Source organism: Neobacillus sp. WH10, assembly GCF_030123405.1.
Lineage (GTDB): Bacteria > Bacillota > Bacilli > Bacillales > Cytobacillaceae > Neobacillus.
Genome location: NZ_CP126110.1, coordinates 215,719 through 242,313 on the forward strand (window position 1 = coordinate 215,719; position 26,595 = coordinate 242,313).

General features: G+C 38.2%; 21 protein-coding genes and 2 pseudogenes. 16 read left to right on the forward strand and 7 right to left on the reverse strand.

The window, feature by feature from the left end; translation table 11 throughout:
* Window positions 1-747: 747 nt before the first annotated feature.
* The 11 genes from QNH20_RS01135 to QNH20_RS01185 all read left to right on the forward strand — a co-directional run bounded on the left by QNH20_RS01135 (window position 748) and on the right by QNH20_RS01185 (window position 16,160).
* Window positions 748-930: a hypothetical protein gene (locus QNH20_RS01135; protein WP_283921121.1), complete on the forward strand. Its 183-nt coding sequence runs from the start codon at window positions 748-750 to the stop codon at window positions 928-930.
* A 519-nt stretch (window positions 931-1,449) separates the two neighbouring features.
* Window positions 1,450-3,816 carry a family 10 glycosylhydrolase gene (locus QNH20_RS01140; RefSeq protein WP_283921122.1) on the forward strand — a complete coding sequence of 789 codons (2,367 nt, stop codon included), beginning with the start codon at window positions 1,450-1,452 and terminating at the stop codon, window positions 3,814-3,816.
* A 219-nt stretch (window positions 3,817-4,035) separates the two neighbouring features.
* Window positions 4,036-5,370 carry an ABC transporter substrate-binding protein gene (locus QNH20_RS01145; protein ID WP_283921123.1) on the forward strand — a complete coding sequence of 445 codons (1,335 nt, stop codon included), beginning with the start codon at window positions 4,036-4,038 and terminating at the stop codon, window positions 5,368-5,370.
* Between the two features lie 65 nt (window positions 5,371-5,435).
* Complete coding sequence (locus QNH20_RS01150; RefSeq protein ID WP_283921124.1) at window positions 5,436-6,374, forward strand: carbohydrate ABC transporter permease; 939 nt, start codon at window positions 5,436-5,438, stop codon at window positions 6,372-6,374.
* Window positions 6,375-6,392: 18 nt separating this feature from the next.
* Window positions 6,393-7,217: a carbohydrate ABC transporter permease gene (locus tag QNH20_RS01155; protein ID WP_283921125.1), complete on the forward strand. Its 825-nt coding sequence runs from the start codon at window positions 6,393-6,395 to the stop codon at window positions 7,215-7,217.
* Between the two features lie 24 nt (window positions 7,218-7,241).
* Window positions 7,242-8,600 carry an FAD-dependent oxidoreductase gene (locus tag QNH20_RS01160; RefSeq protein ID WP_283921126.1) on the forward strand — a complete coding sequence of 453 codons (1,359 nt, stop codon included), beginning with the start codon at window positions 7,242-7,244 and terminating at the stop codon, window positions 8,598-8,600.
* The gene (locus tag QNH20_RS01165; RefSeq protein WP_283921127.1) at window positions 8,597-11,149 is read left to right on the forward strand and encodes a glycoside hydrolase family 38 N-terminal domain-containing protein; all 2,553 of its coding nucleotides are present in this window, start codon (window positions 8,597-8,599) and stop codon (window positions 11,147-11,149) included. Before QNH20_RS01160 ends, QNH20_RS01165 begins: the two co-directional genes overlap by 4 nt.
* Window positions 11,150-11,192: 43 nt before the next feature.
* A complete protein-coding gene (locus tag QNH20_RS01170; protein WP_283921128.1) occupies window positions 11,193-12,884 on the forward strand; it encodes an ROK family protein in 1,692 nt (563 codons plus the stop codon).
* 70 nt (window positions 12,885-12,954) lie between these two features.
* Window positions 12,955-13,914 carry an acetylxylan esterase gene (locus QNH20_RS01175; protein ID WP_283921129.1) on the forward strand — a complete coding sequence of 320 codons (960 nt, stop codon included), beginning with the start codon at window positions 12,955-12,957 and terminating at the stop codon, window positions 13,912-13,914.
* A gap of 28 nt (window positions 13,915-13,942) precedes the next feature.
* Window positions 13,943-15,469 (forward strand): DUF4127 family protein, encoded by a 1,527-nt coding sequence (locus QNH20_RS01180; RefSeq protein ID WP_283921130.1) that lies wholly within the window; start codon window positions 13,943-13,945, stop codon window positions 15,467-15,469.
* A gap of 4 nt (window positions 15,470-15,473) precedes the next feature.
* Window positions 15,474-16,160, forward strand: coding sequence for an N-acetylmannosamine-6-phosphate 2-epimerase (locus QNH20_RS01185; protein ID WP_283921131.1), 687 nt, complete (start codon window positions 15,474-15,476; stop codon window positions 16,158-16,160).
* Window positions 16,161-16,686: 526 nt separating this feature from the next.
* Here the strand turns inward: QNH20_RS01185 and QNH20_RS01190 are convergent.
* The 4 genes and pseudogenes from QNH20_RS01190 to QNH20_RS01205 form a co-directional block, all read right to left on the reverse strand.
* Window positions 16,687-17,397 carry an FAD-dependent oxidoreductase gene (locus QNH20_RS01190; RefSeq protein WP_283921132.1) on the reverse strand — a complete coding sequence of 237 codons (711 nt, stop codon included), beginning with the start codon at window positions 17,395-17,397 and terminating at the stop codon, window positions 16,687-16,689.
* A 31-nt stretch (window positions 17,398-17,428) separates the two neighbouring features.
* Window positions 17,429-18,289 (reverse strand): SDR family oxidoreductase, encoded by an 861-nt coding sequence (locus QNH20_RS01195; RefSeq protein WP_283921133.1) that lies wholly within the window; start codon window positions 18,287-18,289, stop codon window positions 17,429-17,431.
* 91 nt (window positions 18,290-18,380) lie between these two features.
* Window positions 18,381-18,947, reverse strand: a complete 567-nt coding sequence (locus tag QNH20_RS01200) for a TetR/AcrR family transcriptional regulator (RefSeq protein ID WP_283921134.1) — start codon at window positions 18,945-18,947, stop codon at window positions 18,381-18,383.
* Between the two features lie 306 nt (window positions 18,948-19,253).
* Window positions 19,254-19,379 (reverse strand): annotated as a pseudogene (locus QNH20_RS01205) (helix-turn-helix domain-containing protein); the annotation flags it as partial.
* Between the two features lie 626 nt (window positions 19,380-20,005).
* On the opposite strand from QNH20_RS01205, the pseudogene QNH20_RS26925 reads away from it, so the two are divergent.
* The 3 genes and pseudogenes from QNH20_RS26925 to QNH20_RS01215 form a co-directional block, all read left to right on the forward strand.
* Window positions 20,006-20,289, forward strand: a pseudogene (locus QNH20_RS26925) (hypothetical protein); the annotation flags it as partial.
* Between the two features lie 560 nt (window positions 20,290-20,849).
* Window positions 20,850-21,203 (forward strand): hypothetical protein, encoded by a 354-nt coding sequence (locus QNH20_RS27020; RefSeq protein ID WP_481858020.1) that lies wholly within the window; start codon window positions 20,850-20,852, stop codon window positions 21,201-21,203.
* Between the two features lie 233 nt (window positions 21,204-21,436).
* Window positions 21,437-22,234 carry a YheC/YheD family protein gene (locus QNH20_RS01215; RefSeq protein ID WP_283921135.1) on the forward strand — a complete coding sequence of 266 codons (798 nt, stop codon included), beginning with the start codon at window positions 21,437-21,439 and terminating at the stop codon, window positions 22,232-22,234.
* Window positions 22,235-22,504: 270 nt separating this feature from the next.
* On the opposite strand, the gene QNH20_RS01220 is transcribed toward QNH20_RS01215, so the two are convergent.
* The 3 genes from QNH20_RS01220 to QNH20_RS01230 form a co-directional block, all read right to left on the reverse strand.
* Window positions 22,505-22,705, reverse strand: a complete 201-nt coding sequence (locus tag QNH20_RS01220) for a hypothetical protein (protein WP_283921136.1) — start codon at window positions 22,703-22,705, stop codon at window positions 22,505-22,507.
* Between the two features lie 37 nt (window positions 22,706-22,742).
* Window positions 22,743-23,735, reverse strand: coding sequence for a ketoacyl-ACP synthase III (locus tag QNH20_RS01225; RefSeq protein ID WP_283921137.1), 993 nt, complete (start codon window positions 23,733-23,735; stop codon window positions 22,743-22,745).
* A gap of 180 nt (window positions 23,736-23,915) precedes the next feature.
* Complete coding sequence (locus QNH20_RS01230) at window positions 23,916-24,269, reverse strand: hypothetical protein (RefSeq protein ID WP_283921138.1); 354 nt, start codon at window positions 24,267-24,269, stop codon at window positions 23,916-23,918.
* Window positions 24,270-25,053: 784 nt separating this feature from the next.
* Here QNH20_RS01230 and QNH20_RS01235 point away from each other — a divergent pair.
* On the forward strand, window positions 25,054-25,683 hold the full coding sequence (locus QNH20_RS01235; RefSeq protein WP_283921139.1) for a hypothetical protein: 630 nt from the start codon (window positions 25,054-25,056) through the stop codon (window positions 25,681-25,683).
* A 44-nt stretch (window positions 25,684-25,727) separates the two neighbouring features.
* On the forward strand, window positions 25,728-26,390 hold the full coding sequence (locus tag QNH20_RS01240; RefSeq protein ID WP_283921140.1) for a hypothetical protein: 663 nt from the start codon (window positions 25,728-25,730) through the stop codon (window positions 26,388-26,390).
* The last annotated feature ends 205 nt before the right edge of the window (window positions 26,391-26,595 follow it).

Sequence of the window (26,595 nt, forward strand, 5' to 3'; positions counted from 1 at the left end):
AGCCCAACTTCTCCTTAAATTGTCGAAATTTGCTTAGGGTATGTTTTATGTATTGGTGGGACCCCAATTACGGAAGTTAGTCAGGCTACGTTTTATCGGAAATTAAAGGGGTAGCGTCAGGAAATTAACCGCATATTTACAACGTTAAGCAGATTTCAACTTAAAAAAGTCGATTTTCTTACGTTTGGAACCGACTTTTTTATGGCCAACGGCTACTAGTCTAAGTCTCATTTGTATTTTCGGTGTCGTCCTTTCCTAACTGGATGTAACGTGCGTATTAGGAGGGATTGCACAGTAACATCCAGTAAAGAAAGGACTTCCTGGTAAATCAAATTCGACTAGAGCCTATATCTGTAGAGCAAATTCTGCGCTGCATCCCTTGACAAGCCCTGAAAAGCAAATGGTCAACCCCAAAAAAGGAGGGCCGGCTGCCACCGGCCTTTTGTCTGTCGTGTATAGCAAGCCCTAGCCCTATGGAATTAAAGAGGGCAGGATACCCGAACCTCCCCCCTTTTCTTCTCATAGTGGCAAAAAGCCGTCAAGGGTCAAGTCAGGCGCTTATCAGCGCCCTTGACGCCTTTTTATAGGTCTTACTTAACAGCTACGCACCCAGTAGGGCAAGTTAGGTTAGAGTATTTTTGCTTTAACCTGATTCATGAAAATTTTAGGAGGCATTGAAAATGGCTGTTAATTCTTTTTTTAGAAGAATGATAGAAGAAAAAGATTAATTAGATGAAGTTATCTTTATTGAAACATAATGGCTTTCAACATATTGTTGAGGTTGCTTATTTACTTGAATTGATTGAAAGTGCTAGTGAAAAAGACAGGGAACAAATTATAATTGCCTTTGGTTTAATTGATTATAGAAACGGTAATCTAATGCACTATTTAAAGTTTTTAGCCGTAGCGTACATATCAACCAACTTCTAAATATAGTGAATTTCAAATCTTCTCTATCCGTTCTGAAACAGAGATAGAAACAATATTAAAGGAAAAAATGGACACATTAAAGCTACTTTTAAATCGATCTTGACCAATGGCGTTTATGAATTTTGAAGCCTTTTTGAAAATGATTCCTAGAGATTAGTAATAACAGAAATGACGAGTGACACAAAAGTCCAGACATTCAACGCTTAAATTACAATATTCTTAACAAGATTGTCTGGAGTTTCTTGTCATTTTTTTTGAAACAAAAGTCCAGACTACCTCGTAAAGTGACACAAAAGTCCAGACTACCTCGTAAAAATGTAAAGGTAATGAATTTGATTCAATTAAAATTATCTATAAATTGGACTCGAAAGAAAATAAATTTCATCAGTAATTTAAAAATGAAAATTAATTGAATTTTTATTTAGCAGCACTTATAATGATGGAAGCGCTATCTTACTAAACGAAATAGAATATTTTCTATTTAGATTAGTGCGAATAACTAAAAAAGGAGAAGTAAACATGAGAAAAAGATTAAAAGTCATTACAGGTTCGGTTCTTGCTTCAAGTCTAGTATTCTCTTCAATTGGTGTTGGCAATCATGCGTATGCTGAAACCAACTCAGCGGTAAAGGTTCTGACGGTCGAAGACCAGTCAGGAGATAGGATGGTGGTCGATGGAATTAATCAATTGACCAATGATAACAAACTAATTATTTTTAACGACAATTTTAGTTATTACACGGAGACTCAAAAGGGCAGTATGGAGGTGGTATTGGAAAAAGCAGGCCTGAATTCATACCGTGTGGCGAAAGAAACTGATGGAGATAGTGCGATCCCAGAAAATGGTTTGGTTCTCTCAACAGGGGATGTGACGACTGATGCCATTAAGACCTTTTTGAGCCAGTTGGAGGATGGAGAAACGATTAAACTGTTTGAGCCAATGGTAAAGATGGAACAAAAGCAGGCACAGGCCGTTGACCCAACTCGCGAGTCTAACCCAGCTGGAGCTCCTTTTGATGGCTTCAGAGGACCAGACCAGCTTATCGTCTATACTCCTGCATTTGGAGAAACGACTAAAACCAATCAGTTTGGTTATGAAATAACCGTAGAGAATGGCTTTGTCACAAAGTTAGGCGGAGGCAGCTCAAAGATTCCGAAGAATGGCTTTGTCGTGAGCGGTCATGGAGTAGGCTCCCAATGGCTTTCTGCCAATTCTATCATTGGAGCAAAAGTGAAAGTTGATGAAAATGGAGTGGTTGAAATCATCCAGGATGTCGACAGCTTCCAATATCAAAGCCAACAGGCAATTAATCAAGCTAAGAGATCGGTAGAAAAAGCAAAAACGGAATTTTTAGATGTGGCTATGGAAGAAGCGGAAGCATCCATCCAAAAAGCAGAGGCTTTGATCAAAGAAGCAGATGCTATAAAAGCAAATGACCCGGTTAAAGCACTCGATGTTGTCCGTCAGGCTACTCAGGTTGCCTATGACGCCTATTATTATTCTCTGCCGTCCGAGATAGCAGAGCAGAGGGCTATTTGGTATCGTCCGGAAGAAACCACACTTCAAGGAGTACAGCAAGTGCTTGATCGGATGGAAGAGGCCGGTTTCAACTCGGTTTATCTTGAAACAACCTTCTGGGGTTATACAATCTATCCAAGTAAAACGATGGAAGAGTATGGACTGCCAGCCCAGCACCCAAGATTTGAGAATGGAGATTACGGTCCGTATGGGAACGATTTGCTTAAAGCGTATGTAATGGAAGGGAAAAAGCGTGGCCTTACAATTCAAGCGTGGACGGATGGATTTATGATTGGTGAAAGCAGCATTGGAATACCATCACAATTTAAAAAATATCCACAATGGGCAGCGATTCAGCGTCTAAATACTACTGGACAGCCGGCACCAGATTCTTCTAGTAAATACTATTGGCTCGATATTGCTCAGCCAGAGGTTCAAACTTTCATGCTTGAAATCTATCAAGAAATGCAATCAAACTACGATATTAAGGGCTTGAATATTGATTACATGCGTTACCCTCATCATAAGTTCGAACAAAGCTATGGATTTAGTGAAAAAGTCAGAAGCTTGTACAAGGAGCAATTTGGTGTTGATCCATACGAACTCACCCCAACTTCCACTCCTGAACAATGGAAGCGTTGGGAAGAGTGGCTGCGTTTACAAGAAAATAATTTTGTGGATCAACTTCATCAGCAATCCAAAGCCATTAATCCCAAGTTTATGCTGACAGCCACACCAGAACCTGGGCCGGAAGCAGTGTTAATCAGTGACTGGAAAGAGGATCTGGATGGAGTCATTCCACAGGCATATGGCCATGATTTTAACAGCATTCAAAAAACTGTTCAGGATAGTAAAAAACTGATGCCTGAAGGGACTATGTTCTACACAGGTATCTATTCATTCTATCACCACCTTAGTGAGATGGCGAGTGTCAACGATGTGCTTTCAGCCAAGCATGGCACATCTGGTGTAAATATGTTTGCTTTCGGTCAAGCGAGTGCGCCTTCTGTGGATGCATTAGGGAAAGGTCCTTGGAGAGAAAAGGCGGTAAATCCTGGAGAAGAACCAATCCAAGCAACAAGTACCTTATTGAAGGAGATCAGTCATCAGTTAAACCATCTATATATTCCACAAGGTGCTGTTGATCATCATGAGGGAATTGCCATTAAGCAAACAGTCAACCAACTCCGTGTAATGGTTGAAAAGAAGAACCCTGAAGCTAGTCTAAAGGCCTTTGATGCAGCTATCTTACAGATTGATAATGCCATTAAGTCGGCTAAACTTCATGTTACTGTTGGGGAGCGCATGAAAAAACAACTCCTTGATGGAAAGATGTGGGTAAATTATTCCCTAAAACACCAAAAATAGTTTAGTAACCAACAAAGAACAGATCAGAATCTTGGTCTGTTCTTTTAAAGAGATTACGAGTGATTTTTCGTTCTAAAAAGGAACTTTATTTAAAAATGAAATAAATTTTCATTAAATTAGAAAACGCTAAAATAATTTTAAAAATAGATTGCTAAATTTTGAAGGTCGGTTTATAATCATGGTAGAAAACGCTTTCTATTATTCCGAGGAGGGAAAATGATGAAGAAACGTACACGCAAATTTGTTGCAGGGTCCATTGCAGCAGCACTTTCTCTTAGTTTGGTGGCATGCGGCAATGATGATGTAAGCAAAAAAAAGGATAAGGAATCAGCAAAGTCTGAAGGGCTTTCCGGTAAGGTAACACTTTGGACAGCCTCATTGTCCGGAGAACCATTTGATTCCTATTTTGATAGCATTGAAAAGGAATTTGAAACACTTCATCCTAAGCTAGATGTAGTCATTGAAGATGTTCCGCAAAATGAAATGGAACAAAAGGTATTAACTTCCTTGACAGGTAAAGATGTTCCGGATGTTGTAAACTTAAATCCACATTATATGTCTAATATTGCGGCACAAGGTGGTTTATTGGATCTAACAGATGAACTTAGTGATAAAACAAAGGAATCCTTTATAGAAGGTCCATACAATTCTGGGAAGTATGAAGATAAGCTTTATGCTCTGCCTTGGTACTTAACGACTACTGTTTCATGGTATAACGGCGATCATTTTGCTAAAGGTGGTATTACCGAACTGCCAACTGATACAAAAGGAATCTATGAAACAGCTAAGAAAGTAACAGAAGCTACTGGCAAGCCGTCTTACTATCCAGTGATTAACGATGGGAATGCCATTATGGAGAAAATGGTGTCACTTGCAAATGGCAAAGCCATTGTGAAGGATGGAAAAGCGGCATTCGAGAACAATGATGCGATCCTGGAGTTCTTCACCTTAACACAAAAGATGTATAAAGAAGGATTAATTCCACAAGAAACAGCTGAAGGTTCCATTAAGACAGGTCAACAGCTGTATATGGCAGGTAATACTTCCTTAATTGAAGGCGGGGTAACATTCTTAGGTCCTGTTGAATCCGGTGCACCAGAAGTGTTTAAAGCATCTAAATCAGGTCAGCCATTGAACTCTGAAGATGCTCCAGTCAATGTTGCAGTGATGAACTTTGCTGTGCCAAGTAAGACACAAAACAAAGAGGCAGCAGTTGCTTTAGCAGAATTCGTTACGAATCCAAAAAATCAATTAGAATTTGCAAAAACGGCAGGAACCGTTTTGCCATCAACCAAAGAGTCTTTAGAAGATGATTACTTCAAGAATCCTGGTGATTCACCGAAAGCCCTTGGTATGTTAGAAGCATCTAAGTCACTTTTGCGTGCGAAAGTATTAATTCCACCAACTGAAAACAGTGCTGACCTACGTGCGGCAACAAAGAATATTTTTGTAAAAAACCTGCAAGGTAAGGTGACTCCAGAAGAAGCGTTGAAGGAATTAGCTTCTGAATGGAATAAGGCGTTTGAAAAAACGGGTGAAAAGGTAACATTCTAACGAATGACAAGAGACTAGCTTTTTACCAAAAGGCTAGTCTCAACTTTTGAAAAGGGGAGTTTAAGATGAATAGGGAATCGATTGTCGTACCTAACAATAAGGTCCGTACTGTCCGGAAAAAGCGAAAATGGGGCATGCAGAATGTGACTCCTTGGCTGTTTTTACTCCCATCCATTCTGATATTGGGTATTTTTCTAATCATCCCAATCTTAGAAGCCTTTAAATGGAGTTTTTTGGACTATAAAATCATTGCGGATACAGGTGAATTTGTTGGATTAGCTAATTTCAAAGAGATATTTACAGATAAGAATTTTTGGACGGCCTTAATCAATACGTTGTTATTTTTAGTCATTGTGCTGCCATTGAATGTCTTTTTACCAATGATTTTAGCAATCCTAGTCAATCAAAAGATCAAAGGGGTTGGCACTTTCCGGGTGCTCTACTATCTGCCGGTGATCACACCGATGGTTGTAGCAGCGTTAATGTGGAAGATGCTTTATTCGCAAGATGGAATTATTTCGGATTTATTCATGAAAATAGGAATTTTTGATTCGCCAACAAACTTGCTGGTCCAATCGTCTACAGCTTTGGCTGCTGTATCAGCGATTACCGTTTGGAAAGGTCTTGGCTATTATATGATCATATATTTGGCAGGTCTTCAGTCGATTCCAAAGGACGTGTATGAGTCTGCAAGTATTGATGGCGCATCTGTTTTTCAGCAGTTTAAAAGTATTACCGTACCGATGCTGATTCCTTCTGTAACCCTTGTTTCTGTAATGACGATCATTGCCGGAATGAAAGTGTTCGAGGAAATTGCATTAACAACTGGCGGCGGACCATCAGGGGCGACGACAACGTTAGTCATGTATATTTATCAAAAATTTATGAGCTTAGATGTCAGCATTGCCTCTGCGGCTGGTCTAGTGCTATTGCTGCTAGCAATCGCTGCTTCACTGCTGCAAATGAAGCTGACAAGTAAACGCGAAGATGATTTAAGAGCGTAAGAGAAGGGGAGAGCATTGATGATATCAACGAAAGTAAGACAAAAAATATGGCTCTACGCCCTGATGCTTTTTATCACGGTACTGACTGTCGGGCCATTTCTAATTACATTATTCATGGCATTAAAATCTCCAGGTGAAGGGATTTATGGGTCGGTATTGCCGAAAGACCCTACCCTTGAAAATTTTGTAACCTCTTTTGAAAAAGCCAATTTTGCCACGTACTTTTTAAATACAGCGATTGTGACTGGGATGGCGATTCCTTTGAATCTATTATTCTGCAGTTTAGCTGCGTATCCATTGGCAAGAATGGATTTTAGGGGGCGCAGCATCGTTATGGCTTTAATTATTTCGACCATGATGGTTCCATTCCAGCTTTATATGGCACCGCTTTTCCAGCTAGCTGATCAGTTCGGACTGCGTAATACCCATCTTGGACTTATCGTCATGCAAGTATCTACTGCATTCGGAATCTTCTTAATGCGTCAGGCGTATTTAAGAATCCCAAAGGAACTTGAAGAATCAGCTTATCTGGATGGAGCAAATAAGTTTAAGGTATGGTATATGGTGGCCCTTCCGTTGGTAAAACCAACACTGGTTACGTTAGCGATCTTTACTTTCATGGGAACATGGGGAGATTATTTATGGCCATTATTAAACTCTACGGAGAGTAGCATGTATACACTTTCCATCGGGTTAGCCCAGCTTTCGCAAAACTTCGACGGCTCAAATTCGAAATTAATCAGCGCAGCTTCAATTTTGACAACCATCCCAACGCTAATTATTTTTATCTGGCTCCAAAAATACTTTATTTCCGGCGCTACAGATGGTGCTGTAAAGGGATAATAATCCGGACAAGAGGTGAATGGATTGAGTACAATAGAATTTTTTGGAAGAGAAGTACCAATTTTATATGAGATGGACTGTGTGATTGTTGGAGGTGGAACAGCAGGAGCTGCAACGGCCATCTCCGCACTCGAAGAAAAGATTCAAACGCTTGTAGTGGAGAAAACGATTAGCCTGGGAGGGACTCAGACTAATTCCCTTGTTTCGCCGATGATGCCCACCTATGTGAAAGCGCAGCATGTAAATCGGCTAATCACAGAGCGCTTACAGAAGGAAGAAATTACAACGAATGATGGAACGACCACGTGCAGTTGGTTTAACGTTGAGGCATTAAGTTATGTGTTAGAGCAATTAATAATCGAGCGTGGAGGAAAGATTCTCTACGATGCAAATTATATTGATTGTATCAAGGAGCAGGAGCGAATTACCCATATCATTGTTAATACCTGTAATGGACTGGTAGCTATAAAGGGGAAAACGTTTGTGGATGCCAGTGCGGATGCGGTGTTATCGTGTACTGCAGGGGTTCCTGTCGGCTCTGGTAACCAGGATGGTAAGAATCAGCAAATCTCCTTCCGCTTTGAAATGGGTGGGATCGATATTCCAACTTTACGGAAGTTCATTCTTTCACAAAATGAATCTTTTTGCAAAATTGAAAACCCTGATTTTTTTGAAATCGCGATGGTACCCGGAAAGGGCCATCTACTTGAACCGTTATTTCGAAAGGGGCTTGCCAACGGAGATTTACTAGAAGAAGACCTTCGCTATTTTCAAGCCTTTACTCAGCCGGGAAAGCCTAAAGTGATGTCGTTTAACTGCCCGCATATTCCGGGGATTTATCAAACAACAGACCCCAAGCTTCGCTCATTAGCTGTAACTAAGGGAAGAGAAATGATTCGCCGGTTAGTCCGATTTCTACCTGCCTATATTCCTGGATTTGAAAAAGCCTTTTTGCTAAAAGAAGCTATACAATTAGGGATCCGCGAATCTTACCGGATTAGGGGACAATACGTATTAACGGAACAGGACTATATCAATCGTGCTCTGTTTACGGATGGTATCGCCCGGGGTGACTGGTATATTGATGTTCATAGCGTGACAAAGGAGACGGTTGAGAAGCCTAAATATGCGCACGGGGAATATTATGAAATCCCTTATCGCTCACTCATTACCCATGAAGTAAGCAATTTAATCGTTGTTGGCCGGCATATTTCCAGCACGTTTCTGATGCAGGCATCACTCCGGATTCAGCCCACGGTGAGAGATATGGGTCAGGCTGCTGGACTTGCCTGTGCCCATTCTGTTAAACATTCGATTGAGTTGAATCAAATAGATGGTGCGGAAATAAAGAGACAACTAGGGATGGTGAAGGAGACATCATGAATCAAATGAAAGAGGTCCATATATTGAATCATACCCATTGGGATCGTGAGTGGTATGAGACGTTTGAAGAGTTTCGTTATAAACTGCGAAATGGCTTGCGCTATGTCCAAGATCTACTTGAAAAGGGCGATTTAGATAACTTTTTTCTCGACGGCCAGACAATTGTTCTCGATGATTATCAAGAGATTGTGAGTCCGCCTGAGTATGAACGCCTGCTCTCTTTTATACAACAAGGGAAAATTGAAGTCGGACCATGGTATTTACTGGCGGATGAATTCCTTGTTTCTGGTGAATCGATTCTAAAAAACTTAGAGATTGGGACTACCAAAGCAAAGTCACTAGGTTCTTCTCATCCTGTTGGTTATATGCCCGATACCTTCGGCCATATAAGCCAAATGCCGCAAATCTTAAAAGGCTACCAGATTGATTCGGCACTCATTTTTCGCGGTGCGGTTTCTGACCGCTTCGAAAACAATTGGGTAGGTGCAGATGGCAGCAAGGTGTTTACGTTCGTTCTGCCGTTATTTGAAGGTTACTATCAAACATTTTTAAAGCATGATACGTTTATCGATGAGACGAAAAAGTACTTAGAAGGTAATGCTCCGTATTTGAGCTTTGGAAAAGCATTGATCATGAACGGTGCCGATCATACTTTTACTAGCTCTGATTTGAAAGAGCGATTGGAGCAGTTGAAAGGCGAATTTCCTGGTGTGGAATTTAAGCAGTCGTTAATGTCGGATTATGTACGCGCTTTTCAAGGAGATGAACCAGAAGGGTACGTCACAGGTGAACAGCGCGATCCTTCCAAGGTTTTCATCTTGCCTGGAGTTTACTCGACCAGGACATATCTTAAGGATCAAAATCAGCTGTGCGAGGATCAAGCGATTGGTGTGATGGAAGCACTGAATGTGTGGACCAATGGAAAAACAGATTCAGCTGAATTTATCGATTACGTCTGGAAACTCATTTTACAAAACCAGCCACATGACAGTATTTGCGGCTGTAGTGTAGATGAAGTTCATAATGAAATGGAAACAAGATCACAAAAAGTGCTAAGTGCGATCCGTCAATTTTCTAGTGATACATTGAATTCGCTTTTTCCATTTGAATTTTTAAATAGTGCGGTTGAAAATCCATACCTCTATCTAGTAAATAATACACCGATTGTCGCTGTTTTCCCGGTCAGTGCTACGATTCGGATTCCTGTTGAACAGGATCTAGGAGCGATAAAGTTATTTTATTATGGGATAGAAATTCAGTTTGATGTCCTGAAAAGAGAGAAACGTGAGGAGTTCTTACGTCACATTCTAGCCGAGCCTCATTATGCGGAATATGTTGTTTACGATGTATCGTTTACGATGCCATTTGAAGGGGCAGCGATCAAAACAATAAGGATTGAACGGGTGAATGTAGAAACCGATACGGTCAAAAACCTAGAGGCGAGCTTTATTAAAAATGATTTTTACCATATTCAGTGGAACAATAGTAGTTTGCAGATTACCGATCTTATGAAAGACAAAATCTACGAAAATCAGCATCAGTTCATTTCATCGCTTGATGCTGGTGATAGCTATAATTACTCGCCACCTATTGATGACATGATCAGTAAGGCATGTATTACTAGTGTCAGCGACCTGATAAAGGGAGAAACGTTCCAATCAGTGACCCTTCATTACGAAATGAAGCTGCCTGCTTCGTTAAATGACGTCCGAACCGGTCCTAGTAATCAATATGTGGTAAATAAATTCACGACGAAAGTGACGCTATATCGGGGGAACCGATTGATTTATTTTAAAACAAAGGTCAAAAACGTCGCAAAGGATCAAAAGCTTCGTGTCGGTTTTGCTGTTTCAGAAGCCGATCATAGCTATTCCGATACAGCCTTTGACTTAGTGAAACGGGAGATCCTTCGAGAAAAACAATGGGATATGCCGAAAAATAAAGAAGCAGTTATGAACCAGTATCCAACCTATTCATCGGTAATGGTCAATGATCATCAACTTGTTCACCGTGGTCTTCAAGAATATGAAGTGGATCATTTTGAAGCCGAGGATACAGCCTTTTTAACGATGATTCGAGGGGTTGGCTGGTTATCGAGGAGAGATTTGCGTACCCGTGGAAACGGTGCCGGACCCGGATTTGAAACCCCAGGGGCACAATGCCTGGGAACATATGAATTTGAATATGGATTGGTGTTGGGAGAAGAGTATCATTCCTTAAATCACAAGGGACTCCTTCGCCAATCCACCTTGAGCCAACAATCGTATCAATTCAAAAGTGAGCAAAAGCTTTTTGTGCAATCATCTCCAGTTGTTACCTTCTCTTCGTTTATGATGAAGGCAGAGGATACTTTTGATATCCGTCTGTTCAACCCTTCCACGGAAGAACAGACCACTGAATTGTCATTTGGGTTTGACCCTGATGAATTATCAGAAGTGGATTTTACTGGAGATGTGATGGATGTATTTAGAGCACTACCTAAAATAACAATTGTTTTAAGGCCAAAAGAAATCAAAACGATTCGTGTAAAAAAAAACAGTCAGCCATGAAAAAAGTCAATTGTTCCAACCATTGAAGTGAAGGTGATTTAATATGAGAAAATTTTTAGCGTTTGATATTGGCGGAACGTTGCTTAAGTATGGCGTCCTAAATGAGGATGGCACGTTTATCGAAAAATATGAATGCTCCACAGAGGCGCACTTAGGCGGAGCGGCAATTCTTAACAAGGTAAAAGAATGCGGTAATCGTCTGGTAGGAAAACATACAATCAGCGGAATTTGTATTAGTACAGCCGGTCAGGTTGATTCAAAGGAAGGGACGATTCTTTATGCTTCTTCGTTAATCCCTGATTATACTGGCACTCCTGTCAAAAAAGAACTAGAGGCGTATTTTCAATTGCAGGTCGAAGTAGAGAATGATGTAAATTGTGCAGGATTGGCAGAGTCTTGGATTGGCACAGGGAAGGATGCAAAAAGTCTCTTCTGTCTAACGATAGGAACCGGTATAGGCGGCAGTTATATTCTGGATAATAAGTTACACACGGGCCATAGCTTCAGCGGTGGCGAAATTGGCTATATTCCCATCGAAGGCGACCAATTTGAGAAATTGGCTTCAACAAGTACACTAGTGCGAAATGTGGCAACATTAAAAGGGATGTCAGAAGCAGAGTTAAATGGTAAAGCCGTTTTTGAACTCGCCCAGGCAGGGGATGAAATTTGTATTCAAGAGATTGAACGACTTGTTTATTATTTGTCCAAGGGCATCGCGACGATTGCTTATATGATGAATCCAGAAATGATTATTATCGGTGGAGGGATCACAGCACAGAAGGATTATCTTTACCCATTGATTTGGAAGCAACTGCAAAAAGATATTATCCCGGCTGTTTTGAAAAAAACCAAAATCGAGATTGCACAGAATCTGAATAATGCCGGGATGATTGGAGCACTGCGTCATTTTATGCTACAGGAATCGTTGAAGCCGCTAAAAAGTGTGACAACGATTATTGAATCCAATCTGCATAAGCTGACCAAAAGAGAGCAAATCATCGCTAAATACATTATCCAGAATTTGGAATCTGTTCCTAATAAAACTATATCAGAGCTATCGCGGCAAATTAATGTCTCAGAAGCGACTATCACAAGGTTCTGCCAAAAGCTTGAATTCGGCTCTTACAATAAGTTGCGTCTATTATCAAAAGAAGCATCTGTAAGTACAAGATTGTATGAATCGTCTGAGATGGCGAGTTTGAACGAAGTGAAGGAAACTTACTTAAGCATGCTGAAAAAGTTCGATACGCTTCATCAACAGAAGGATATTCAAGAATTGACTCAACAACTAACCAATACGACACAGGTTTTCTTGTATGGCGGACATGAGCTAGCATATGTGGCAGAACAATTAAAATATCATTTATTGAAACTAGGCATTCAGGCTGATGCATTTTCAACGAACTACCAAATAGAGATGTCTACGTATTCGATTAATCCGGAAATGATTATCCTTGGTTTAAGCATGTCTGGGTACACCTCAGAGGTTGTCAAGATGCTGGAAAAAGCTAAGAAGATGGGTTGCGTGACTGTGGGAATTACCAGTCAACAGGATTCCCCATTGGCGGATATTTCCGACATTTGCCTGTTGATTCCTACCGCGGAAGGAAATGCTGACGAAGATGGCTCTATTGGTGAAGTTTCTGTACTATATTTACTTGATGTAATCCTAAGAGAGGTTCAGTATAGTCAAAAACTTGCTGGTCAAAAAAAATATGATGATGGACTGAAGTAAGGTAGTCGAAGCAGGGGGAATGCCAGTCCAACTGCTTCTTCTATTTCAACATGATTAGGAGGCCATAAAAATGAATCTATTTGATTTGCCGCTTGATCAGCTACGGAACTATCAGCCAAAACAAACGAAAAAGTCAGATTTTGACGCATTTTGGGACCAGCGTATCATTGAAAACGGGAAGTATCCACTCCATATCCATCCTAAAGAACGCTCATATGGGGTTGCGGGGGTCAAAGTGTATGATGTCTATTTTGATGGCTTTCGGAACTCACGAATCCATGGAGTTTATGTTACGCCCGTAATAGACACTCTCGAAGCTCCAGCTGCTGTTATTTTTCACGGTTATAACTGGAATACCCTTCAGCCGCATTATGCATTTAAATATAGCATCCAAGGTATTCCTGTTCTTTTAGTGGAGGTACGCGGTCAAAATGTAGCTTCACAGGACCGTCAGTTATATACAAATGGCGGCTCCGCTGGCTGGATGATGTTGGGGATTGATGACCATGATCAGTATTACTATAGCCAAGTCTACATGGATTGTTACCGAAGTGTGGACGTTGTACGGGAGTTATCGGGAAAGTCCGATGTATTTGTCGAAGGCGGAAGCCAAGGTGGTGCCCTTGCAATTGCCACAGCTGCGCTTCAAGATCATTTGCTGCTGGCATTAAGTGATATCCCCTTCTTAACACATTTTGAAAGATCCGTTCAGCTGTCAACAGAAGGTCCATATAATGAAATTTATCATTATTTCAAAGTCCATGATCCGCTTCATCAAACGACCGATACGGTTTTTGGAACGTTAAGTTATATCGATTGTATGAATTTAGCGAGTCGGGTAACCTGTCCAACGCTTGTTGGCGTTGGCTTAGAGGACACCGTCTGTCCACCATCAAGCGGATTTGCCATGTTCCACTATTTAAATGGTGAAAAACAAATTTGCACCTATCCTGAATATGGACATGGACTTCCTCCGGCTCATGAGGAGGAAAAACTGAAGTTTGTAGCGTCTTATTGTAATAAGGGCTAATTTTTACTAAAAAGAAAGCGGTGAAAGGATGAAAGTAGCATATCTACCTATTGATGAACGTCCCTGCAATCTACACTATGTGCAAATGATCGCCCGGTCCGGAGCAGAAGTACAATTGATTTTACCAGACAGCCATTTGCTGGGATATAAAAAGAAACCAGCAAATACGGAGGGACTTTGGGTGTGGTTGAATCGAGCTGCTGAAACGGCAGATGCCTTAATCATTAGTATCGATATGTTGGTTTATGGAGGTCTGCTTCCCTCACGGCTGCATTACTTAACAGAGGAAACTGCGGTGACTTGGCTGGACCGGCTGCGTTCGCTTCGTCAGGCATATCCGAAACTGCCGATTTACGCTTCTACTTTAATCATGCGTACGCCAAAGTATAGCTCAAGTGATGAAGAACCAGATTATTATGAGCACTGGGGGCGCGAGCTGTTTTTACGTTCCTATTTACTTGATAAGCAAGCACGGGAGTCGTTATCAGAGGAAGAAACAGAACAATTGCAGGATATTGTTTCACAGCTTCCTCAGGAATACATTGAAGATTATGAAACAAGGCGGAGCTTTAATTCAAACTTAAATGTAGCCATGTTGGAGCTTGTAAAAGAGGGTGTCCTTACGTTCTTATCGATTCCACAGGATGATAGTGCGGAATATGGTTATACGGCAATCGATCAACAAAAGGTTGTCGAAAAGCGTAATCTTCTTAGGTTACAAAAAAAGGTGCATATGTATCCAGGTGCTGATGAAGTAGGGGCGACGCTGCTTGCGCGTGTTTACAATGATTTAAAAGGTCAAACTCCGAAGATTTATCCGTTTTGGAGTAGTACACTTGGACCACAATTGATCCCAATGTATGAAGACCGTCCTTATGCGGAAAGCTTAAAAGCTCATGTGTTAGCAGCAGGCTGTCAATTAGTTGACACTGCTAAAGAAGCAGATTTGCTGTTGGCGTATAACTCGCCGGGACGGGTGATGCAGGAATCGTGGGATCAGAAGTGCAAGGACATTACCTATACCACCTTCAGGAATTTATTAGCGTTTGTTGATCAATTGAAACGGTATATTCAATCTGGGAAAAAGGTAATAGTAGCCGATGCGGCCTTTGCGAACGGGGGAGACCGTGAATTAATCACCTTATTAGATGAAGAACAAGTGTTAGATCAATTGATTTCCTATAAGGGTTGGAATACCAATTGTAATACGCTTGGAACGACGATCTGTCAGGGAGTTCTTGGGGCTGATGGGAAACCTGACGTGGTGAAAGAAAACTTACTCTATCATCTGTTGGATGATTATGTATATCAGGCCGAGATCCGGATGGAGATGGTCGCTGATTTTCTGCCAAAATTGGATTTATCTTATTTTGATTTAAAAAATCAGGCAGAGTTCGTTAATCGGGAACGGGATACTCGGATGCTTAAACGGTTTAATGAGTCGATCCTTCATAGCTTTAAAGAAATTCAGTTGCTGAAAATTGAAAGTTTTGCACCTTGGAATCGCATGTTTGAGTGTGGGTTATCACTACAAATAAATTGGAATGAGGGTTGATGATATGTTAGCAAAGATAAAAGGGGGCTTGGTTGTTTCTTGCCAGGCGTTAGAAGAGGAACCGCTGCATGGATCTGATATCATGAAACGAATGGCTGATGCGGCAAAAAGGGGCGGCGCCGTGGCAATTCGAGCAAATGGTGTAGAGGATATTCAAGCGATTAAAGATTATGTTGATCTGCCGATAATTGGAATTATTAAACGTGAATATGATGATTCTACTGTGTACATCACTCCGACATTGGAGGAAGTGGAGGAATTAGTCCAAGTCGGTGTTGAGTTAATCGCAATGGATGCCACTAAACGCCTGCGCCCGGGTGGACTGGATTTAGCTTCTTTTATGGAACAGCTTAAATCCAGGTACCCAAACCAGAAATGGATGGCGGATTGTGCAACATTGGAAGAATGTATCGCTGCGGAACAACTTGGGTTTGACTGTGTTGGAACAACCATGCATGGCTACACGGAAAACACAGCAGGAAGTAAACTTTATTCGAATGATTTCGAGTTTTTAAAGAATGTCGTTAAGTCTGTTCATGTTCCTGTCATAGCAGAAGGGAATGTGATCACTCCTGAAATGGCAGCCCAAGTTTTGATTTACGGCGCTCATGCAGTCGTGGTAGGTGGAGCTATTACGCGGCCGCAACAAGTAACAGAACGATTCGTTGCCGAAATTTTAAAAAATCATTAATACTAGGATAAGAGCCAGGGGGATTCCCCTGGCTTTGTTTAATCACTCAAGATTCCCCAGATGGCACGTTTTCTTATTGGGTAGCGTCAGGAAAATGCGGATTTACAACGTTAAGGAAATTACAATATTAAAAGCCCACTTTCTCAGCATGAAAATTGAGAAAGTGGGCTTTTTCATTACTCCAGAAAGCGACCCGATTGCAGAATATGATTTTTCTAGTATACATTGGTGTTCATTTTCTCCATTCTCATTAATTTTACTGAAAATAGAAAAGGTATGCCTTTAATTATTTTGGAAAACTGTAGCTTTCCGTCCGTCATTTTACATTAAAGTCGTATACAGTTTTCAAAAAAGTCCTCCTTACAAAGGAGAATTCTTAAGTCTAATATTAAGCATTTAAATATTTTTCACAAACTGATAGAAAAACTGAATTATTTATATTCACGTTTCCCCAATGTAAAGGATATGTGAAATAAAATATATTTTCAACCTACGTTAATCGCTTCAGTTCGGATGCAAATAATGTTTACTTATACCCAATGAATACATCCTTTTTGATATTCCGTTTGAAAACTTGTTTCTTTTTTAAATAGGAGGTGATGGTGTCAACCATTGTTTTTGAACCTCCAAGATAGTATTTAGCTGTATTTCTATACTTAGAACTAAAATGATCGACTTCCTTATATAAATCTTCTCTTGAGGTAAGATAAGAGACGTTGATGGAGGTATTTTTAGAGAGTTCATTTAGCTCATCTTTATAAATAAATGACCCTTTACTATCAATATAGAGTAGGCTTATCTGGTTGGCACTTTCATTCCCTTCGTTTTCTATTTCTTTAACTATGGAACGAAATGGCGTGATCCCAATGCCACCTGCTATTAGCAGTGAAGGACTATTATCATCGATATAGAGAGGGCCGATTGGTCCACGCATACTAATTTTCATCCCCTGCTTTAGTTCTAACATGGCTCTCTTAAAATCACTAGGATTATCGCTAATTTTCATTGATAATTTGAGCATGCTTTCTGATGGAGCAGATGCCACACTGAACGGTCGGGTTGGCTTTTTGATTGTTTTATGAAGAATGCTAAAAACACCATGCTGACCTGCTTTCCATTTTAAATCTTTCTCTTTTTCAAAGATAAAAGTATATACATCCACAGATTCTTTATAGCTTTCTATAAAGACGATTTCTCTTTTTTTGAATATTGGTGATATGTCTTGAAAAAATCCCATAAGCAACTCTCCCTTTAATTTTTTCAACTGCTTATTTCTTCATGAAACAATTTACATTCGCTCTTGCAAAATCTTCAAAAGAACGTGGATTTCTCCCTGATAATTTTAAAAAGTCATCTGTAACCTTTTTTGCGGTCCCCATCCTTGTCATAAAATACAGTGCAACGGTCACATTAACATATCCTTTTTCAAGTCCTCGGTTTTTAATATAATGCCTTCTATATTTCAAATATCCCGGTTTCGCATAGGTGATTTGTCTCCCTGTCACCTTACTTAATATTTCTGCTACCTGATCATAATCTAACGCTTCTGGACCAGTAATGGTGTGAGAAGTATTTCTATATTTATCAGGCTCGTGAAGTAAAATGGCGGTTGATAATCCAATATCAGCAGCATCTATAAAACTGGTTTTGCTGTTTCCTGCTGGCACAAAAATCTTATTCTTTTCTCTAATTTCAACAGAATGAACACCCGATACATTTTGCATAAAAAAACCTGGTCGTATATGAGCATAGGGAATTCCTGACGCTTCGATATATTTCTCAATTTTATGATGGGGTGGAATCGTGTTGTTTTCAACTCCCATTAAAGATAAAAATGAAACCAGCTTGATGTTGTGTACCTTCATAGTATCAATGAACGGATACAAGTCCTCAGGTTTTCCAAGATGAGGTGGTCTCATTAAAAAGACTCTATCTACATTTTCAAGGGCTTCATCATATGTATCCTTATTTGTGAAATCAAAATAAACTGTGTCAACTCTACCCTTGAACATATCTTTTAGTTTTTGGATATTCGTTCCGGCAGCAACTACTTGTTCTCCCTTGTTTAATAATTCTTCTGTGACAAACCTACCTACATTGCCGGATGCCCCTGTCACTAATATTTTCATACCATAATCCCTCACTCACTTTGTTGTTTACTTCAATCTGTTATATTAGACCAGTCTATATAATTTATGTTTTTTAAAAATCCAGCCACCTCTATTGAAGAACAACTGGAATTTGTTTTGCAACTAAATGTAATGGTTCACTGTTCCCTGTTGTAAAAGAAATGAGAAAGGCACCTTCAATCATGGAATTGATAACTACTCCTAAATCTTTTGCTCGTTTTTCTTCAAAACCCGATTGAACTAATTTTTGAGTAAAGATAGCTTGAAAGTTTGTATAAGCTGACTGACATGCCTCTCTTAATGGTTCACTGATAAGAGCTGTTTCGAGTGCAACAGATGCAATCGGAACGCCTCCTTTACGACCCTTCTTTTGAAAGTGTTCAGCCATTTCCTCAATCAGATTTTGAATAGCTTTTACAGGATCAGGGGTTTTATTTAAACTATTGAAAATTTGTTCGGAAACAAACTTTTTAGTTAATTGTACCGATTCGATGGCCAGTTGTTCTTTCCCTTCTGGAAAATGATAATACAGAGAACCTTTAGGTGCTCCACTTTCTTTCGTAATCTGGTTCAACCCTGTTGCGTGATAACCCTGTAATTGGAAAAGCCGAGATGCTGTTTTGATTAATTTATCCTTAGAATTTTGCTTCTCATTCATTTTATTACCTCATTCAAGTATTATACCAATCAGTCTATATATAGTAAATTAATATTTTTGTATTGTCAACTCCATTAAATCTTAATGAATGGACACTCTATTTTACATTATTGATTCACATAAAAAAATCTATTTTAACTAATTTGTTTTAATTGAAAACTATCTCATTCAAGGGTTGTGTCAGGAAAATTCTTATTTAAAACCTAAAGGAGATACAATTATAAAAATCCTAATTTCTCAGTTTATTAAGGTTAAAAATTCGAATTTTCTTACTCAAGATACAGACCTTTAATGGAATAAGAAGGACTAATTGTTTCCTTCTGATAATTTCCTATATAATGAAGCTCTAGATACACTTGTAATTTTGCAAATTTGATTGACGGTCATACTTTCTTCTTTATATATCTTTACTGCATAATTCATTCCTGCGTGGAAAGTTTGAAGGCCGGTTAAAGAAATATCATAAATGAACTTCATCGGTTAGTTCGAGCTAATTACAGAAAAAAAATCAAACCCATGAAAAGCCGATGAAAAAACTAAAAGTATCCTCTAAGTCATTGGTTTTTCGTCTTAGAGGATACTTTGTAAATAACAACGAACCTAAACCATTCAGATGGCTTTATTTCCTTCAGCTAAAAGTTCTTCGCGTGTTATTTGTTTTACATACATGGTTTTCTTATTTTTAATTCTTTGTATTTCAAAAATAACTGGTCAGGTACTCCTAATTGTAAAGGAATATACGAACGGGTGCTTATGTTTAATTAGGCTGTGATATTGAACCTTCATACATATTATGTCTGTTTCTTATCAAACGACTAAAAAAAATTATAGTTACCAACATTACTCGAATTACATTAACGAGCTATAAAATTGGTTACCAACTTAAATGTAAATTAAATATATATACGAGAACCCGTTAATCATTGATATTAATGGGTTTTCTAGTTACCAACATTAATGTCCTTGAACAGAAGATGTGGATTTGAAATAAAGATTAACCGTTTAAAAAGTAGTACCGTTTTACCCCTTTAGATTTGATTGTCTAAAGGGGTGTTTTTATGTCTAATAGAAAAAGGACATCTAATGTTGAAAAGTGGATTCAAGAAGGTCGAGGCACCAGAATTGGTGCAGATTATAAGCCTTGGTAAAAGATTTAAGATGTATCTTCAAAGGGTCGTTCCACTCGTTTAAAAGGTAAAAAACAAACAGACAGTATGAATTTCTGTCAGATTTAGAACGAAATTACTTTTATATAACTGAATATTTAGATTCAGTCATTGATTTGCGAGAACAATTTCCTTTACTACCACTGGAAGAAACCATAGTTATATCTCCAAAATTATTTTCAGCTTGCAAATGAAAAAAGAGCCTGGTGTGCTCCAATCTCTCAAAAGGTATCAGAAATAACATATTATGTAGTAACTTTGTTATCTTCTGTACTTTTGCCTGAGATATTGAACCTTCTTTCTTCTTACTCCCCTAGCTCTGCATTTAATCCCCTTTAATCGTGGGCTAAAGCTTTATGATATACCTATTTTTATTAGTCGTGAAAACGCCTTTCTTAGTGTAAAATTTTCTTTTACTTATTAAAGCCCGAGCAAAAATTTCGTTCTCTCATACATTAATTAATGTATTTAGTTGTAGCTGAAAAAGACAATAAACTAAAAATGTGTTGGTTAGAGTTTAAAAGGTTTGAATAAAGAGACTACCAATAAATTTAGAAGAGCTGCAAGCAAAAATAGCAGAATGGAAGAAAACAAAGGGGCTCACTTTTTTTTATTTAAAAAATTCTCCAGGGTCCAAAAAAAATCTCGGACGCCCCAAAATAGCACCAGCTGAGGTGAAAGCACGTCTACAACTATTTATCAATTAAAACACAATGAGGAGCTGCGTTATGAAAAATTGAAACGGAACATATTATTAAATCCAGGTCCTGCTACCACGACCGATACAATTAAATATGCACAAGTAGTTCCTGATATTTGCCCTCGTGAAAAAGAGGTCTGCCAAATTATGAAATACGTTTCCTCAGAACTGACAAGGCTTGTCGCCGATACTGAGGAGTATACAACTGTATTATTCAGCGGATCTGGAACCTCTGCGGTAGAATCAGTTTTAAGTTCTGTTGCAAATGATGGCGTTGTGGTCATTATGAACAACGGTGTATATGGGGAAAGGATGTGCGAAATTGCGGAGGCATATCGACTTGACTGGGTTAAATTTTTCAAAGTTCTTACGATTGTGCTGTTGACATAAAAGATCACTGCTATTATAGAACCTGATTGTGCGGTATATGATTTCAACCACATGCATGATTATTTTTATGCAAATGGGATCACCATTTATCCTGGAAAGCTTACTCATTTAAAATATTTTAGAATAGCGAACATTGGTAACCTAAATCCAGATGATATGGACCTATTTCTAACATTATTGGAGAAGTATCTAAAAAAAATAGATTACTGCTCCAGGGAAAGGTATGATGAAGAATGCCAAAATGGGACAAATGGAATAAATATTTAACCTTAATCAAAAATAAAGAACTTGAAATGCATCTTCCCGAAACGATGAGGGTTTCAACCGAGAAGGAACTATGGGACTTTACTGATAAGTATCCTTCAGTGATCTTAAAGCCTGTAATGGGCAGCAGGGGGAGAAAGATATTTAAAGTATCTGCACTTGAATCAGATAAGGTCGAAATTCATTACTTAAATAGTACAAAGGAATTTGTTGGAAAGTATCATGCTTATTCCTACTTTAAAAAAAAGAAAGCTCCACGAAGAACTTATCTTGCTCAAAGGTATATCTCCCTAGCCAATATCCAGGGGCGTCCATTTGATCTTCGGGTCATTGTCCAGAAAAAAAAGAACTCGAATAATTGGGTCGTAACCGGTAAAGTTGCAAAATTAGCCGGGCAAGGTTTCTTTGTAACGAATAATCAGTTAAGCAGTGGATCCGTATTGCCTGTTGTCGAAGCGATCAAAGCCTCCAATATTCATATAGAGGATGGTAATGGTGAAAAGCTTGTATCAGAATTAGAACGAATTGCCTTGCTTGCAACGAAAACATTAGAGCCACTTTATGAAGGGCATCGTATATATGGGTTTGATATGGGGATAGACAGTGACGGACACATTTGGATTATCGAGGCAAACTTAAATCCTGCTTTGTCTCACTTTTATAAGCTTCAAGATAAAACGATGTACCATACAATTAGGAAAATGCGTGGAGGTAAGATATTGAAAGTTCGTAGAGTTAAAAAAAGGAAAAAGAAAAAATTAGGATGAGCTTTTTAATCAAATTTATAATTAAAGAGCCTGATATACATGTCTTGTATATTTTGGCTCTTAATATTTGTGATACGTTAGAGGTTGGACTGGTTCTATAAATACTAATAAAAAACTTATATGATTAATCTCCAATGAGCAAAATAAAAAGCACCCTATTAGGTGCCTTTTGTGTAGGAAAAACGGATAACCTTGTGATAATATTTTGTTTCAAATTCATAGAATTCGGTTTCCATTGTCCTTGAGAATCCGACGTCTATTAAAGACTGTTTACTTGCTCTGTGAGTTTTGAATAATTACCGAGACGACAAATATCCACCAGAATGTAATGACTTGTTTGTTGTTCTTCATCATCCGCATATAAAGAGCCTTTTTGGTTGTACTCAAAAATGTAATATAGATATCTGGATTGCTATCTTCATCGAGCAAGAACTGAGAACGAACCAAAATACCAAGGGGCCAACTGGACATCCGTGTAGATGTCTTTTAAGTACACTCTTTTATAATGTTAATATTTAAACAACATTGTCGCAAGTTGATATCCTCCACCTATAGTCCAGAATAACACCTTATCTCCTCGTTTGATTTTACCAGAATCAATTCCTTCATGAAAAGCCATAAAAGGACTACTTGTTCCAGTGTATCCATAACGGTCTCCCGAAAAGATGATTTTTTCCTCTGGAATATGATAATGGTCTTGAATTTCTTGAAGAAGTGTTAGAGCAAATTGTGATAAACAAAAATGGTCAATATCTTCAATCTTTAGATTGTTTCTTTCTAATACTTTTTCAAACATTTTATATACTTGGGGCAAAACAAATCTTCCGTCAAATGGAATCCACAACATCGATTTACCTTGTCCATTAGCTTTAATTGTTTGAGATAGCCCCTTTTCAGGATAAACAACACATGTTCGATTATCCGTATCAGAATGAACATCAACTATTGAGTCAATAAATCCTGTATCTTCTTCTGTTTTTTCTAAAATAATTGCGGAAGAAGAATCTCCAAAATTAGAATACGTCATAGTATCTTCTGGACTTGATAGCAAGGAAAGATTATCTGAGCCTACCACTAATGCTCTTTTCATATGAGGGTTGGACATCATATATCTCGATACTTGTTCTACTGCTATAGTCATCCCAGCACAGTTAGCGTTCATATCATAAACAACCATGTTTTCCTTTCCTTTTATTGCATGGTGGACTAATAATGCGTTAGTTGGAATAATATATTCAGGTACTTGTGAAGTAAAGACAAGCATATCTAAATCTTTACCAGTTAAACCAGCTTTTTTTAATACACGATTCGAAGCTTCTATTCCCATCGTAAGAGAATTTTCTCTTTCATTATCAATAACAAATCGGTCTTTTCTTCCCATTATTTCCAAAAAGTGAGAAATATCTTTCCCTTGATCTTTAAAATGGTTAATATAAAATTCATTTGAAATACTTTTTTCGGCATGATAGATATCTACCGCCTTAATTTTAATGTTTGTCATAATTGTTATAAACGCCTCCATTTACTATATTTTGGTAATTAAATTACGAGAGTATAATTACTCTATTTTTCTAGAACATATGATAGAAAATTCGTTCTATCATAATTGAACGAAAAATTCGGACGATTATCGATAAAAAAGAGTAAGGCTCATTCAAGCTTTACTCTTTTATAAGACCTCTTAATAAATTTCCGATACTTCAAAATTGTCAAGCCCTGCATTACGAGCCAAACGATTCAACTGCAGTTTAATAATTGGTTTCTTTTGAATGCCAACCAACACTTTTTTAAATCCAGATTCTTTATACATCCTCATAACATTTTCAAGGTTTGGAGCTAAATCTTGTGATACAACGCTCAAATCCCTGCAGTCAAATTGTAGAACAAATTCTTCTGGTTTAATCGCAGACAATGTTTGTTGATACTCCTTAATAAACTCTTGTGCTTTTTCAGGAGTGAATGTACCTCTCACTGTCATATCAATTGTTTTTTCTGCTTGATTTACTTTCATTGTGAAACTTCCTGTATCTTGCATTGATTGTATACTCCCTTTCTCTTTATATATTAATTATTGTTATATTTATAATATCGGGGATTTTTTCCTCCAGTTTAGTATTTAACAACAATCTTCAAAAGAATATACTAAGGTAAGCCACTGTCAACACTTAACCCAATGGCTCAAAAGAATCGGGAAACAACCGTTGGAACGTCCTTCGCGGTTCTTTTTTTATTGATCAAATGTTTGTTTAAAAGTGGGAAAAGCTGATCGAATAAGGGGAGCTAAAAAGGCAGAATGCGGAAGGATGAAGGTGGACCAAATGAGGGAAAAAGCACAAGGTAAGCCCACAAAATGCTCGAAATCCTGTCAGCTTCCCTCGCCATTTACCCCTAACTATAGGGAAGAACTTAGCTTCAGATGAAAAGGCGGGAAAAAAGGGCGGGAAGCCAAGCGGTGAAAGGATTGAAGGCGATAAAGGGGGAGGTGAAGAGAGGAAGAACTTAGCTACAAGGAGACGAATTGTGTCAGCGAGGATAAAATTCATTCATAAGGAAAAAATCATTCACATGAAATGAGTCTTTGTCGAAAATATAAGAAACTGAGCATGGAAGGCAATGCCGTTCCTGTGCTCAGTTATTTTTATTAAAAAAGATATAGAAACAATGATTATCTAAATAATTATTCCTAGTTTTGTACCTTCACTATTGCAATAAAATGAGAAGTTCATAATATTGGATAAAGTAAGGGTAGAACGGCCTGAGAACAATAGTATAATAGTTATGTGATTCCAAAGTATATAAAATAATAGGGGGATTTTTTTATGCGTAAATTCGGCTTTATCATGTTGGTATTAGCTATGACTTTACTGGCTGCTTGTTCATCTAATGAACAAGCTTCCAACTCAGATGAGAAAAAGTCATCAACTGAAAACAAGGAAGAAAAGAAGAACGAAGCAGTATCTGTGGATAAAGGTCTGTTAAATGTAGAATTAACATTGCCAGCTTCATTGTTTGAAGGAGAGGATATAGATACTGTTATTGCCAATGCGAAAAAGGATGGAGTAAAAGAAGTAACCAAAAATGAAGATGGTTCTTTGACTTATAAAATGTCTAAGTCGGAACATAAAGAGATGATGAAAGAATTAGAAACAAATATCAAAGATTCTATCGAAGAAACGAAGACAAGTGGAGATTTTGCTTCCATAAAGGATATAACTCATAATGATTCATTTTCAGAGTTTACCCTTTTAGTAGATAAAGCAGCTTATGAAAATAGTATGGATGGTTTTGCTGCTCTTGGTTATGGTATGTCTGGAATGATGTATCAAATGTTTAATGGGTCAGATGCAGATAGTACGAAAGTAACTATTTTCATTAAAGATGAAGCTACTCAAGAGACTATCGATGAAATGGTATATCCAGATGATTTAAAAGATTCAGATACTAATTAATTTTTTTCAATGAATCATATATATATTTTAAAGGAGGATTTTAAATGCAATTCAATCTGAAAAAAATGCTTAATCTATCTCTAATTGGTTTACTTACCATCACTATGCTTGGAGCTTGCGGTCAGGACACTAAAGATGTCTCTATTAAATCTGATAATACTAAACAAGAATCAACCGAAAAACCAAGTGATACTAATAAGTCGGAAGGTACAGAGAAAAAAGAAGAGAAGAAGTCTAAACTTGGCTCTCGAAGTAATCCAGTACCATTTCTAACAACTGGAACAGTTGAAGACGAATTGTTCAACGATAACGGAGACTCTTTTCCAATTAAATTTGATTTAACGGTAGTTGAAGTTGTTCGCGGCGATGCTGCTTTCCAAAAATTAAAATCTATGAATCAATTTAATGAAGCAGCTCCAGAGGGCTACGAATGGGTTCTTGCCAAAACGAAAGTTAAATTCACTGAATCAGAAACACAAGATTTAGCTTTTCATATTGATGGAATTATGAATTTTAAGATGGTAAGTGAAGGCGGGGACATTTATAGTGGGGATGTAATTGCGACTACAGAACCTGAATTTAGTTTCGAAATGTACGTAGGGAACGAAAAAGAGGGCTATATTTCCGGTCTAGTTAAAACTGGTGAAAAAGCTCAACTTCGTTACGAAGAGATGTTGGATGGTCAAGTTTTCTTTAATTTACAATAAGACTTATTGTTAAAAAACAGCAGGATAACTTCTGCTGTTTTTATTGATCAAATGTTTGTTTAACAACGGAAATTTTCAATCAAACGTTTGTTTAAATACGGGTAAAGCCCTATACATCAACGATTTAGAGTGGGAAGAATAGGCTGAGCAACAGGACTGTGACTCAAACAACTTAATCGTGACCAAAAAACCTGGTTAGTGATTT

What these genes read in the sequence shown, in the direction of transcription:
- QNH20_RS01140 (WP_283921122.1), top strand. Translation starts at nt 1,450, where the DNA reads ATGAGAAAAAGATTAAAAGTCATTACAGGTTCGGTTCTTGCTTCAAGT.
- QNH20_RS01145 (WP_283921123.1), top strand. Translation starts at nt 4,036, where the DNA reads ATGAAGAAACGTACACGCAAATTTGTTGCAGGGTCCATTGCAGCAGCA.
- QNH20_RS01150 (WP_283921124.1), top strand. Translation starts at nt 5,436, where the DNA reads ATGAATAGGGAATCGATTGTCGTACCTAACAATAAGGTCCGTACTGTC.
- QNH20_RS01155 (WP_283921125.1), top strand. Translation starts at nt 6,393, where the DNA reads ATGATATCAACGAAAGTAAGACAAAAAATATGGCTCTACGCCCTGATG.
- QNH20_RS01165 (WP_283921127.1), top strand. Translation starts at nt 8,597, where the DNA reads ATGAATCAAATGAAAGAGGTCCATATATTGAATCATACCCATTGGGAT.
- QNH20_RS01170 (WP_283921128.1), top strand. Translation starts at nt 11,193, where the DNA reads ATGAGAAAATTTTTAGCGTTTGATATTGGCGGAACGTTGCTTAAGTAT.
- QNH20_RS01175 (WP_283921129.1), top strand. Translation starts at nt 12,955, where the DNA reads ATGAATCTATTTGATTTGCCGCTTGATCAGCTACGGAACTATCAGCCA.
- QNH20_RS01180 (WP_283921130.1), top strand. Translation starts at nt 13,943, where the DNA reads ATGAAAGTAGCATATCTACCTATTGATGAACGTCCCTGCAATCTACAC.
- QNH20_RS01185 (WP_283921131.1), top strand. Translation starts at nt 15,474, where the DNA reads ATGTTAGCAAAGATAAAAGGGGGCTTGGTTGTTTCTTGCCAGGCGTTA.
- QNH20_RS01190 (WP_283921132.1), bottom strand. Translation starts at nt 17,397, where the DNA reads ATGGGATTTTTTCAAGACATATCACCAATATTCAAAAAAAGAGAAATC.
- QNH20_RS01195 (WP_283921133.1), bottom strand. Translation starts at nt 18,289, where the DNA reads ATGAAAATATTAGTGACAGGGGCATCCGGCAATGTAGGTAGGTTTGTC.
- QNH20_RS01200 (WP_283921134.1), bottom strand. Translation starts at nt 18,947, where the DNA reads ATGAATGAGAAGCAAAATTCTAAGGATAAATTAATCAAAACAGCATCT.
- QNH20_RS01215 (WP_283921135.1), top strand. Translation starts at nt 21,437, where the DNA reads ATGCCAAAATGGGACAAATGGAATAAATATTTAACCTTAATCAAAAAT.
- QNH20_RS01220 (WP_283921136.1), bottom strand. Translation starts at nt 22,705, where the DNA reads ATGTCCAGTTGGCCCCTTGGTATTTTGGTTCGTTCTCAGTTCTTGCTC.
- QNH20_RS01225 (WP_283921137.1), bottom strand. Translation starts at nt 23,735, where the DNA reads ATGACAAACATTAAAATTAAGGCGGTAGATATCTATCATGCCGAAAAA.
- QNH20_RS01230 (WP_283921138.1), bottom strand. Translation starts at nt 24,269, where the DNA reads ATGCAAGATACAGGAAGTTTCACAATGAAAGTAAATCAAGCAGAAAAA.
- QNH20_RS01235 (WP_283921139.1), top strand. Translation starts at nt 25,054, where the DNA reads ATGCGTAAATTCGGCTTTATCATGTTGGTATTAGCTATGACTTTACTG.
- QNH20_RS01240 (WP_283921140.1), top strand. Translation starts at nt 25,728, where the DNA reads ATGCAATTCAATCTGAAAAAAATGCTTAATCTATCTCTAATTGGTTTA.